Source organism: Bacillus sp. FSL W8-0519 (assembly GCF_038005585.1).
In the GTDB taxonomy this organism is placed as follows: Bacteria; Bacillota; Bacilli; order Bacillales; family Bacillaceae_G; genus Bacillus_A; species Bacillus_A paranthracis.
This window is the reverse complement of sequence record NZ_JBBOTL010000002.1, coordinates 78,639-91,280: the sequence shown is the minus strand read 5'-3', so window position 1 is coordinate 91,280 and position 12,642 is coordinate 78,639. Positions and strand designations below refer to the sequence as shown.

12 protein-coding genes are annotated in these 12,642 nt (G+C 30.7%); 7 read left to right on the top strand and 5 right to left on the bottom strand.

Annotated features, from left to right (window positions below):
* Nucleotides 1-58: 58 nt before the first annotated feature.
* From NST14_RS28410 to NST14_RS28400, 3 genes are all read right to left on the bottom strand, one after another.
* Nucleotides 59-691: a hypothetical protein gene (locus tag NST14_RS28410; RefSeq protein WP_000958314.1), complete on the bottom strand. Its 633-nt coding sequence runs from the start codon at nt 689-691 to the stop codon at nt 59-61.
* 219 nt (nt 692-910) lie between these two features.
* Complete coding sequence (locus tag NST14_RS28405; RefSeq protein ID WP_000755959.1) at nt 911-1,084, bottom strand: hypothetical protein; 174 nt, start codon at nt 1,082-1,084, stop codon at nt 911-913.
* Nucleotides 1,084-2,178: a Rap family tetratricopeptide repeat protein gene (locus NST14_RS28400; protein WP_033693717.1), complete on the bottom strand. Its 1,095-nt coding sequence runs from the start codon at nt 2,176-2,178 to the stop codon at nt 1,084-1,086. The genes NST14_RS28405 and NST14_RS28400 overlap by 1 nt, the downstream gene beginning before the upstream one ends.
* 811 nt (nt 2,179-2,989) lie before the next feature.
* On the opposite strand from NST14_RS28400, the gene NST14_RS28395 reads away from it, so the two are divergent.
* From NST14_RS28395 to NST14_RS28380, 4 genes are all read left to right on the top strand, one after another.
* A complete protein-coding gene (locus tag NST14_RS28395) occupies nt 2,990-3,379 on the top strand; it encodes a hypothetical protein (protein WP_033693719.1) in 390 nt (129 codons plus the stop codon).
* A gap of 33 nt (nt 3,380-3,412) precedes the next feature.
* Nucleotides 3,413-3,889, top strand: a complete 477-nt coding sequence (locus tag NST14_RS28390; RefSeq protein ID WP_033693721.1) for a metal-dependent hydrolase — start codon at nt 3,413-3,415, stop codon at nt 3,887-3,889.
* Between the two features lie 181 nt (nt 3,890-4,070).
* Nucleotides 4,071-5,006, top strand: a complete 936-nt coding sequence (locus tag NST14_RS28385; protein ID WP_065212498.1) for a DUF7018 domain-containing (lipo)protein — start codon at nt 4,071-4,073, stop codon at nt 5,004-5,006.
* A 421-nt stretch (nt 5,007-5,427) separates the two neighbouring features.
* Nucleotides 5,428-8,709, top strand: coding sequence for a VaFE repeat-containing surface-anchored protein (locus tag NST14_RS28380; RefSeq protein WP_341119453.1), 3,282 nt, complete (start codon nt 5,428-5,430; stop codon nt 8,707-8,709).
* Nucleotides 8,710-8,933: 224 nt separating this feature from the next.
* Here the strand turns inward: NST14_RS28380 and NST14_RS28375 are convergent, their stop codons facing one another.
* Nucleotides 8,934-9,635, bottom strand: a complete 702-nt coding sequence (locus tag NST14_RS28375; RefSeq protein ID WP_341119451.1) for a hypothetical protein — start codon at nt 9,633-9,635, stop codon at nt 8,934-8,936.
* Nucleotides 9,636-9,967: 332 nt separating this feature from the next.
* Nucleotides 9,968-10,831, bottom strand: coding sequence for a 3'-5' exonuclease (locus NST14_RS28370; protein WP_341119450.1), 864 nt, complete (start codon nt 10,829-10,831; stop codon nt 9,968-9,970).
* A gap of 175 nt (nt 10,832-11,006) precedes the next feature.
* On the opposite strand from NST14_RS28370, the gene NST14_RS28365 reads away from it, so the two are divergent.
* The 3 genes from NST14_RS28365 (at nt 11,007) to NST14_RS28355 (ending at nt 12,497) form a co-directional block, all read left to right on the top strand.
* Nucleotides 11,007-11,411: a PH domain-containing protein gene (locus NST14_RS28365; RefSeq protein ID WP_341119448.1), complete on the top strand. Its 405-nt coding sequence runs from the start codon at nt 11,007-11,009 to the stop codon at nt 11,409-11,411.
* 271 nt (nt 11,412-11,682) lie between these two features.
* On the top strand, nt 11,683-12,333 hold the full coding sequence (locus NST14_RS28360; RefSeq protein WP_341119447.1) for a thermonuclease family protein: 651 nt from the start codon (nt 11,683-11,685) through the stop codon (nt 12,331-12,333).
* 2 nt (nt 12,334-12,335) lie between these two features.
* Nucleotides 12,336-12,497, top strand: a complete 162-nt coding sequence (locus NST14_RS28355) for a hypothetical protein (protein ID WP_341119445.1) — start codon at nt 12,336-12,338, stop codon at nt 12,495-12,497.
* The last annotated feature ends 145 nt before the right edge of the window (nt 12,498-12,642 follow it).

Here is a 12,642-nt window from a genome sequence, read left to right as displayed (position 1 = left end):
CCTCTATTCTTTTTTTTGAAGGTTACTTGTAATAATTCTATCAAACTCTATTTTAAAACTACATGAGGGTATTTTCGTTATAGGACTGTTTACGTCTAAAATAACGTTGTTTAATAAATGTAATTAATGACATTGAATTATATTTATTTTCAATATCGGACAGGATACCTAGATAAGTATCTATTTCATTGTTATAGCTTTCATTTTGTTTACTTAGAAATGTGAAATACATTTCAGATATTTTATTTTCAGTGTTTGTACAGAACTCATGAAATTCATTACTTTCTACTTTTAGATTAAAGAAACCATTTTTTACGTTAAACCCAACTTTTGTGTAAAAACCTATTAAATATTCTTCATCAAAGGCCATGCTAATCATTCCATTGAAGAGGAGTCCATAACCAGGATAGCTAAAATATGCCCATCTGTATATGGAATATACCATAGCAGTTCCAACCCCATTTCCAATATGATTTGCATCTAAACTGGTAATAGTAATTTCAATTTTGTTTGCTGATTGATCTTTTTGAATACGACATGAAGCAGTTCCGACCCTTGAGTTATTAACAAGGTCGTGAAATTGCATGTCGAAGGAAATATACTGAAACTCACATCGTTCACTAATACTAGTAAATGAACATTTTAATTTTTGACCATTAGTAGTCATTATGATTGGAAGTGTAGTCAACATAGAATAAATTACACCCTTTCTACATAATAGTTAATCCTGCGATTTTTGATTAATGAAACTCCCAGTATAAAATTGGGCGAGGCAAAGAAGGTAGGCGGGAGATCAACTGCTAGCAAAAGTCTGACGGATTCAGCTGAATATATAAACTTAAGGACACATGAGTCCAACTTAATGTAATAAAAAAAGAGCCATATATGATGGTATGGCTCCTTTTAAGTATTAAAATGTTTCTCCATGTTCCCTCATTACGTAATGGATAGAGCTATCCTGTACTTTTGGTGCAAATGTTTCTCCATGCTCAGCATTTTGAGTAATGTTGTTTGAAGTGAAGCTAAATCCGAAAACGGCTACTAATCCTAGAGTGATACCTAAAACTTGAATTACTTTCTTCATTATTTTAGTGCCTCCTTTTTACGTAGTTTTTCTTCGGCTTCGTGTGACTTAAAGAAATATTGGTTTGCTTTATCTTGCTGGTTAGCTGAGTAAAATTTTAAAGCCAATTGTTTCGAGTAGTCATGAACGAACCCTAATAAACCTTCTTGTTCAAAGTACTCAATTCCTTCTGCAATTGTATTTTCGGACTTTTCTGTAGATTCTTTCGAGTTTAGTGCGCTTAATATTGAGAAGTGGTGTTTATATTCCGTGTTATTGATACGATTGCATGCTTCTAACCCAGTTTCAATAAATTTTAATGACTCTTCTGTATTTCCGAGTTTGTAGTTTTCTCTTGCAATAAGGAAAATTGCTTTATAACTCTTTTCTGGAGTATCGATAGCTGTTGTTAGGTTTCGTATAGCTGCTTCTGAAAGATCTTGCTCAGCATATAGAAAACCTAAGTTATGTCTAATTTTAAGCCCTAACATGGTGTTGTGTTTTTTTGTAACGATATCTAAAGCCTTAATAAAATATTCTTCCGCATATTCATATTGTTTAAGTGATGTGCATGTTAATCCAAGGATATTATTACAAGCTGCTATATTAAGTTCATATCCTGTTTCAGGTTCGAAGAATTTTAAAGCACGGTTTGCATATTTCACTGCTTCCAATGGTTGTCTTACCTGATAGTAAAAAGCAGCTACTTTATAATAGAATTCAGCTTTCTCAATCTCATCAGGGATATTTGCGATTAATTGTTTTGCCTTATCGAAATACTCACCAGCTTTTTTATATTCTCCAATTTCTGTGTTATGAATTGCCTTAAAGAAGTTGTAATAATAATTTAAAAGTTCTTCACTAGGTTTATTAAAATCTTCAATTTTTTCAAGCGATTTTTTAGAGCCTTCATAATCTTTGTTTAACATATTATGTCTAAACTCTAATAAAGAGTAATATAAAAGTATGTTTTGATTTTCTTCAATTTTATCAATCTTATTTTTTATTTCTCCAAATAAATTAGTTGATTTTTCATGATCTAGTTCACGAATAGAGTCATGCCAGTTACTTAAAAGCTCTGTAATTTCACTTAATGTTACTGTTGCAGCTCCCATATAAACCCCTCCTATTATATATTGTGCGATTTCTCATTATTGTATCAAATTTGTTAATATTTAGGTATCTAGAAAAATATTTCTCAACAATATTCTATTGACTTCTACAGAAAAAATTAATATTTTCGAGTTTCCCAGATTGCAATATCCATAAATGAACTTGGAAATTTTTTTATAAAGATAATTGGGCTACTAAGCAGAATAAAGAGCGAGATAATTAAATGTAATCTAACTTTGAAACTTATGCGTGGTTCTTTTTAAGAATTGAGAGTAGGTTAATATTGTTTTACGGTTACTTAGTTTCGTAGAATTATTTGTATATATTTAAAGTGAAGGACAAGTTACCGATAGTAACCTGTTAGATAAAGAGTTGTTTTTATATTTATAATTAAAGGGGGGATCTGTAGAAAAGTGAATTTAGTTTTGTATGCGATTCTTATGATAGTTATAGCAATAATTTTTAATCTAGGAATTCTGTTTTGTGAAAGAGTAAGGAGAAATTACAAAAAGCAACATTTGCATAATACTAATCTTAAGAAAAGGGAGAAATGACATTTGTCTATTTTTGATAGATTATTATTTTTTTATGTTTTAAGCATGGTTGCTTTATTATTCTGTGATGTTTTAGGAATTAATGTGTTTTTTAGTTTTTCTACAATGATAATAAATATGGTTTGTTCATGTTATCTATATATTCATTATGTGAAAAGAAGGAATAGTGAAGTCCATTATGTTATTTAAAAGTAACTGGTAGAAATTTGTGAACATACTTAGTAGTCAATTCTGAGAATAATAATTGTGGGGGAAAAAGATGAAATGGGGAATAGAAGCAATAAAAAGTTATGAATTAAATTGTAATGGTTTAGATCGTTTTACTTTTTTAGGGGAAGAATACCAAAGTACCAATTGGAGTTACTTATCCCTCTCTCATCTTCAAAATTTCCTGGAAACATCAGGTTTGGATAGAGATATGGTTTTAGAACTGCTGCCAATTAATTTTAAAGGCATTGTATGGAATTCTCTCGAAAGCGAGGACTTGGAATTTCTAAATACTTTAACGAACCCTAATAGATGTTTGGAAATTTTAGATAGGTATAACTTAATGGATTCTGCAGCAGCTTATACACCAAGCATGGAATATAAACTGAGATGGTTAAAAGAGCGCTGGGTGAAAGGATATTATGTTTTCGCCAACTGTTAAGATAAGACTTGAATACTAGAAAGGAGGATACAATTGAGAGGCCCAACTCATGTAGCAGCAGGAGCAGCTTTCGCTTTAATTGCACATAATTATGCGGGAATTGGGGATGACCCATATTTATTAACGGCCACATCAATAATTGGAGCATTAATACCAGATATTTGTCATCAAGGATCTACTTTAGGAAGAAAAATACCTTTATTATCTTGGGGGGTCAATAAAACTTTTGGTCATCGTACAATAACACACAGTCTAATCTTTTTGTTTGGTATAACGGCACTTCTTAAGTACCTAGTTCCCCAGTACCCCATAATATATATAGGAATGTTTATTGGGGTATTAAGTCATCTAGTGTTAGATGCCCTTACACCAAGTGGGATTCAATTGCTTTACCCTTTGAAAATGAAAATAAGATTTCCGATATATACAAGAACAGGAAGTATGATTGAATATATATTTTTCTTTTCACTTATTGTAATTGATATAACTTTAATTGGAGGCTCTTTTTAAATTCACATGAAAAATAGAGTAGAAATAAGGCACTCGAACAGCTATTTAATGTTCAAGTGCTTTTTTATGTAGAGTCTACATTTTAATTAATTATGGGTAAACTTTCTATCTTATTTATACAAATTATGATATGGTACAATATGTTAATTAAATGCAATTTTTTCTAAGGGGATGGGGCATAGTGAAAGCAAAGAAACTAGTAACGTTTGCGATACCGTTCATGCTATTGGCAGGTTGTGGTACCGATAAAACAGACGCAAAGCCAAAAGAAAAAGTAGAATCTAAATCAGAAACGAAAGAAAAGCTGTCAAAAGAGAAGTATCCAACTCGAATGACTGGTTTATCCTCTGAGTTAGTGCAGAAAATTACAGTAATAACTGAGATAGCTATGGATAAAACTAAAAAGGAAACTGACTTAAAGAAAGAAATTCTAAAAGAAGAGTCTGAGTTGCAAAAGATTATCGCTAAGTTTAAGAAGATAGACCCACCAAAAGAGTTTGAAGACGCTCATAAAGAGATTTTAAAAGCAGTAGACTGTTATAGTGAAGCCTATGCACTTCAAGTAGAAATTTTGAAGGGGAAAGGAAAAGTAACAGACGAAGATAGAGAAAAGTCTAAAAAGTCAATGGACTTGATTAATGAGGGTAACAAGTACTGGCATAAAGGATTCGAACCTATTGAATCCCATAATGAAAAGGAAGCAAAAGCCTTAGGTTTCGATGTAGATACGAAGACCGACTCTAAGTCGTCAACTACTTCTGATAATGGTAACGTACAAATATCCGCAGACGGTAACGAGTTAATCGGTTCTTGGGGTAGTTACAAAGGTTCTGAGTTTCGTAAGGGTTTAGACTTTAGACAAGATAAGTCATTCACGGCTTATGATGACACTGGTAACTCTTCTTATGAAGACAACCATATGACAGGAACATGGTTATACAATAAAGACAGTAATAAAGTAACGTTGATTCCTACTGAATTTGTTAAAGACGGTAAGAAGATAGATGCTAGACAAATGAATGCGGTAGTAGATTATACTGTCGAGTTCTTGAGAGCAGGTTCTTTAAGAATGGTAGATAGTAAAGGTAACAAATTAGAAGTAGAGAGACAGAAGTAAAATTGGAATAAAGTCGAACTGTTTATAAAAAAGCTGAACCACTAGATTCCTTTGTATAAAAGGAATCTTTTTTGTGCTTATTTTTCATTTCGATATTCTTATAAATTAATACTTTTGTTACAGGTAATGAGGAAAAAGATGAAAGAGGTGTTGATTTAAAATAAAGTTTATTTCCAATCAACAATATAACTAATATGTATCGGAGAGAAATTCAATAGATTTAAAAATTTAGTGGTTAAATTACAAAATCAAAATGTGTGAATATGAAAATGATTTGTAATAATTGTAAAAAATAAAAAAATTTGGAAAAATGATTTAATGTTTGTAATTTTTTGTCTTATAATAGTTCTTAGGTTTATTGTGATTATTTTTAATATTTAAATAATCATGCAAAACAAATATTGTTTGGGAGGTTTTTAGATTGGGGAAAAGAGTTGTTGTAAGAGTTCTAGCAGTACTTTCTGTACTTGCGCTATTCCTAAATGTTTTTTTACCAAGGGTTAGTGCAGAGGTAATGACGCACGAGAAATATTCAATGAACTGGAGTTATAGTAATAGTTTAGGCAAGTACATTCGAACTGAAATGATTAAAAATTCAAGCGGTCAAATTGCTTATTGCTTAACTCTTGGACTAAAATCACCAAATGGTGAAGATCTTCCTGAAATGGGGAAAACAGATAATGTAGTATATAGGGTCCTATTAAACGGTTTCCCGCAAAAAAGTGTTCAGCAGTTAGGAGTAGCTAATCAGAATGAAGCGCATTACGCAACTCAGCTTGCAGTTTGGAATGCATTAGGTCAACTTGATGTAAATGAACTGAAACATGAAAATAAAAATGTTGAAAAAGCAGCTAAGGCAATTATCAATGCTGCTAACAATAGCGGCGACACACAAGATATCTATATGAATGTTATCCCAGCTGAAAAGCAAAAAGCAGAATTAAAAGGTGAGTTCTTCGAAACGAATCTATATACAGTACAAACAAATGCTAAGAGTGGTTCTTATAAAGTAGTAGCGAAAAATGCACCTAATGGAGTAAAAATTGTTAGTGAAAATGGTGAAGTGAAAGATCAACTTTCAGTTGGAGAGAAATTCCGTATCCAAATTCCTAAAAATACAAAAACAGGTGAATTTAATTTAAGTGTTGCTGCAAACTTAACAAAAGTTCAAGCAATTGCTTACCGCGGTACGGATACGGTTCAGAATGCTACAGTATTACTAGAAAGAAATGAAGAAAAGCTTAGTAGTGACCTTGCAGTAAATTGGGAAGCAGCTGGTTCCTTAAAAATTAAAAAAGTTGGAGAAAGTGGAGAAGTATTAGCTGGTGCGGTATTCGAGGTTTTTAATGCGAATAATGAATCAGTTGGAAAAATTACGACTGGTGCTGATGGTACTGCAGAATTAAATAACCTACCAATTGGTACGTATACTGTAAAAGAAATAAAAGCGCCAACAGGCTATGTTTTAGGTGATAAACCACAAACCATTGAGGTTAAGACAGGAGAAACTGGGGCTGTTCAAATAGTAAACAACAAGGCAAAGGGAAACATTGAAATAAAAAAACTTAGTGATTCAGGTAAAGTGCTACCTAATGTTGAATTCACTGTTTTTACTGAAGATGGAAAAGAAGTGAAAAAGGCAGTAACAAATGAAAATGGAATTGCAAAGGTTGAAGGCCTTACATTTGGGAAGTATTATTTCTTAGAGACAAAAACACCAAATGGATATATCGGAAATAAAACTAAGTATCCTTTTGAAATCAAAGAGCACAATAAAACACTTACTTTTACAGTAGAAAACACCGAAGTAAAAGGTAGTGTAAAACTGCTAAAAGTAGATAACGAGGATATTAGTAAAAAATTAGAAGGTGCAGTATTCGAGTTAAAAGATGCAAGTGGAAAAGTAATTGGCGAATATAAGACAGATAAAAATGGTGAGATTAACGTTAAAGATTTAGCGTATGGTAAGTATTCATTTGTAGAAAAGACTTCTCCAAACGGTTACGTTCTTGTTACAGAACCAATTGTGTTCGAAATAAAGGAACATGGAAAAATTATTGAGCTATTAGCAGTTAATCATCTAATCAAAGGTGATCTGGAAATTACAAAGGTAGATGTTGCGGATGGAAACAATAAGCTTCCAAATGCAGAATTTACGATTTATAACGAAGCAGGAAAAGAAGTAGTAAAAGGTAAAACAGATGATAAAGGTATCGCTAAATTTGAAAAGCTACCATTTGGAAAATACACATATAAAGAAACTATTGCACCAAACGGTTATATCTTAAATGAAGAGACGTTTTCTTTTGAAATCAAAGAGAATGGTCAAATTATTAAACATATCGTCAAAGATGAGAAGATTCCTTCAATTAAAACAACAGCAACTGATAAAAAAGATGGTACAAAAGAAATGCACACTTCTAAGTCTGTAATAATCCAAGATAAAGTGGAATACAAAGACCTACAAGTGGGTAAAGAGTACACTTTAAAAGGTAAATTAATGGATAAAAAGACTAATAAACCATTCGTTGTAAATGGTAAAGAAGTAACTGCTGAAACTAAGTTTACACCAAAAGAAGCAAACGGATCTATCACACTAGATTTCACTTTTGATGCAACTGGTTTAGAAGAAAAAGAAGTAGTAGTATTCGAAGAGTTACTGAAAGACGGAAAAGTTGTTACTACACATGCTGATATCAATGATAAAGGTCAAACAGTTAAGTTCGTTAAGCCATCAGTAAAAACAACTGCTACAAACAAAGCTGATGGTGGAAAAGAGATTCATTCAAAGGATTCTATCACAATCCAGGATAAAGTGGAGTACACTAACTTAGTTGTTGGTAAAGAGTACACTGTAAAAGGAAAATTAATGAACAAAGCTATTAACGAACCATTATTAATTGATGGTAAAGAAGTAACAGCTGAGACTAAGTTTATTGCAAAAGAAAAGAACGGTTTTGTAACATTAGACTTTACTTTTGTTGGTGCTGAACAGCAAGGAAGAGAAGTAGTCGTGTTTGAAGACTTATTACATGAAGGTCAAGTAATTGCAACTCATGCTGACATTAACGATGTAGGTCAAACAGTTCGATTTGTAGAACCTTCTATTAAAACGACAGCTACAAACAAAGCTGATGGTTCTAAAGAGTTAGATGCTTCTAAATCTGTAACAATCCAAGATAAAGTGGAATACAAAGACTTAATCGTGGGTAAAGAGTACGTTGTAAAAGGTAAACTAATGGATAAAGCAACAAAAAAACCATTATTAGTTGATGGTAAAGAAGTAACAGTAGAATCTAAGTTTACTCCAAAAGAGAAAAATGGTTCTATCACACTCGATTTCACATTTAATGCTTCTGCATTACAAGGTAAAGAAGTGGTAGTGTTTGAAGAATTGTATCAAGATAATGTCTTGGTAGCTATTCACGTTGACATCGAAGATAAGGGGCAAACGGTGAAATTTAAAGAAGTGAAACCGGAGCAACCAAAACCAGAACAGCCGCATCAAGATAAAAATACTCCAACTACAGAACAACCAAAAGAGCAAGTAAAAGAACAACCACAACCTAAGAAAGAAGTTCAATCTAAAATTGGATGGTTACCACAAACAGGTGCTGATCTTACAAGTTGGATCTCTATGGCTGCAGGCGCATTACTGTTAATTGTTGGTGGAGTTATTTTCTTAAAACGTAAAAACGCATAAAGATTAAAAATAAGCACATATGTTTTACAGGATGTGCTTATTTTTATGTTAGTAAATGTTGCTTTTTTATGATTTAAATGTATTTTAACTTTATTATAAAAGAGCCTAAATCATAGCCTGTTTTTATTATAGCTATAGCTGAAATTAGGGCTAATGGATATTTAATAATTGGTTTTTTTAGGAACTCCTGTATATTTTTCATATTATAAACCACCATTCTCGATTTATTCAACAGCATTTATTGTAGTCTCATTTTGAGAAATCATAACTTTTAAATGCTCTGTTATGACCATCATGTTTTCAATAGCATATCTAATTAGACTTAATATGTCTTCTTCTATATTAAGTCCTTTTTTAAACGTTTCGCCCAAGTTATCAATATTCTCAATATCACTACTTTTAAAATCATGATTAATTTTTGTAAACGTCATAACATAATCAGCCGTTTCAATATTTTCTATCATTTCTTTCATTAAAGTTTTATGAAGTTCATTTGTCTTTTGAATATCCTCAAATACTACATTTTTATTAAATCCAAATCTTTCATATTCTTGATATGTTGTATTTAGAGGATGAGCAATTATATATGATCTAATCGCTTTAAAATAATCATATTTATCTCTATTTTCACTTTTAACACCATAAAACTCGTCTTTGTCATTCTTTTTGTCATAGACTGTTAATGATTTTAACAAGTATTCTATTGATGTTAATATTTTGTCTGAAACTGATATTAATTCATACACATTAATATCATCATTTTTATTGTTTATATCTTGCAGAGCATAATTTATAACTGCTCTAGCCGACATAATTTTAGTGTTTATATCAAAATGTTTATTTGCGTCTTTTTCAAAGTAATCATTACACACTTGATTAAATTCATCAAATGCTTCTCTATTAATTTTCATTAATATAACAATCAAACCCTCTCATTAAATTATTTCAATAATATATATTTATAATCTATCATATTCACTTTTATATCAAGAATATTTTTGTTAATGTATTGCGCTTACCAAACTTTTACTAAAATTTCGAGCTACGCTGTTTTCACCTTTTAATTAAGGAATTCTAAGTGAATTTTAATCAAACATTTTTATAAAGAAGAATGTTTATTTGAATAGAAAAGACTCCATTTTAATTAAGCTTTTTTCAAAATGGAGTCTTCTTATTTAGCATATAATATAGGTTTGTGGAGCTTTTTTGATTAAACTTTATTTCAAATCAACACTAATTTAGTACTATTTACAGTATTTTAATCTATTTGATTATTTTTGAGTTGTTGTAATAATTCCAGGACAGTAAAACAGTCAGCTGCAGCTCGATGTTTAACCGTTAATTTCGTTGCATCATTTAATGAAATCCATCTTTTTGAATCTATAAAAATTGCGTACATTTTCATAATACATGTGGATTTAAAGCTCTTAAATTCTACATTGTTAGTAATACAAGTACTTTCTATCATACCTAAATCAAATTCAGCGTTATAAATAAGTAGAGTTTTTCCTGCAGTAACTTCACATAATTCTTTATATATTTCTATCCACGATGGTGCATCGTGTACCATTTCATTTGTAATACCATGAATGGATGTTGCTTCAGCTGGAATTATTATAGTTGGCTTAACTAAAGAGTTTAATAGGATTTTTCCTGCTAAATCAATTACACTTATTTCGATAATTTGATCTATTAGAGTAAGTCCAGTTGTTTCGGTATCTAAAATAACAAACTGATCTTTGTTTATAAACATTTTGTTGATAAATGTTTTGATTTCTAATTTTGTTTCCTTTAATTGATTCATAACTACTTGGTGTTCGTAACAGCTAGGGCAGAGACTTAGACGTAGTTTAGCTTTACTTTGAACGATATGACCACACTGTTTACAAGTTCGTTGCTCTAAACTTAGTTTTCTACCATTTGATAATGCAAGTTTTTGCTTATCAGATAATTGCCGTTTTTTTTCTGATTTTGAGCGTTCATATAGCTCTATATACCTATTGTTTACTCTCTGGAATACCCTAGCTACAGGAGCTTCTATGGGTTTTAAACCTTCTTTGTTGAGTTTAGTTTTGCTTGCAAGTTCTAAGGGGACCTCACTCCAATTTTTATAACTTATCATTTATCTTCACCCCAATGGTTATATTAGTTATTGAAATAAAAATGTGGGAATCTTTTAGATTTATTGTTAAACCTATCTAAATTCTAACTTAATTCTAATTTATGGTAAAATTAAATGAGGAATAGGAAGAAAAAGGATAAAGGTAAGCGATTATTAGTATATCGGGGGAATAAAAATGTTAAACAATAATGTATTAGATGAACTATTTAATGAGGTAGCATATGAAGATGAATCGTATTTTTATTATTTTTACACTATGAAAATGGCAGCAACATCAGAATATATTAAATTTGGTCCTGGTACATTTTTAGAAAATCAACATCAAGTGATTTGTTTTACTAATAAGAGGATTATGATGCTTGAATTGAATCCGCTAACTGGTAAGTTAAATGGCAATAAGATAATAATTGATATTGAAGATGTAGAGGGAATTAAAGTGAAAAGAGGGCTAATAAAGTCTAAAGTTATTGTTACATTAAAAGGTAACAAAGGGGATATCGTTATGAATCCAAATAGTTTTACTATTGGATTATCAAATCATAAAAAAAACTTAGTGAAACTGGAAGAGATGTATAGTTAAAAACCAGTCTCTATAAAGTTAAAAATCCATTTTGATTAAGATCTTGATAAAAGACTTATTAGAATGGATTTTTTTCTTTTATAGGGGATAAGTATTGATATTCAAAATTAAAATTCGAATAGTTTGTATGGATTTATTTATTATCAGTAAAATATTCAATTCAATAAGTGATTTAATGTTATACAAAATACATAGTAAAATTAATAATGAAAGTATCTTTTTATAAAGCAATTTGGTAATAAATATTTCAATATTATTAGGGAGGGATAAAGTGTTTACTAGAGTTAAATATATCATTTCCTTCTTCATTCTCTTAATAGGAATAATTGCAGGTTGTGAAGTTAAAGACGCTCCTGCTAGCAAAAACGAAAATAGCCACCAAGGAATCCGGAATGATGAAATAGAATATAATGAGAAGTTAAATGGATTCAAACAAGTAAAAGGTAAATTTATTCAAGAGTTTGATGGAGATACGATACTGGTATCTACAAAACAAAATGGAGAAGTTATAAAGAATAAGGTAAGGGCTTTATTAATTGATACCCCAGAGGTACAAAAAGTTAAAAATGGAAAAGTTATATCTCCATCAATGCCTTTAGCAGATAAAGCGAGGGAGTTTCTTAAAATTAAGTTGAAGGGAAAAGAAATTATCCTTGTATATGACAAAGGTGATCCAAAAGATAAATTTAATAGGGAATTAGCATATATATTCGTAGATGGAAAGTGTATACAGACTGAATTGTTAAGAGAAGGCTTAGCCATAATTAGATATGTAAAAGAGCCAAATACTGCATTATATGATGAATTTAAAAAGGCAGAGAGCGAGGCACGTAGTCAGGGAAAAGGGGTATGGGCAATCGTTGATTATGTAAAACAGAAGGAAAGTGAATCATATTACAATTTAGAAAAGAGGGATATTTAAAATTGAAAAATCAAGAAGTAGGGGATATGAAAAAGTTTTGGGATAGGTTGATTCAAGTTGCTCCGCGAATGGTAATTTCAGCACTTTTGGCAGCTATATTAGTTATCTTCGCATATAATGCTAATGATTTATTTGAGTTGTTTTATCAAAAAATTTTCAAATAAATACTACTTCTATTAAGGGGAATTTAGTATAATATATAGGTATTGAAATGTAATGTTGTAGGGGTATAACATGCCATATTCAATTCATAAAATCGGATTCACTTATATGAAAAATAAGAGCATTCCCTAATGGGAGTGCTCTTAT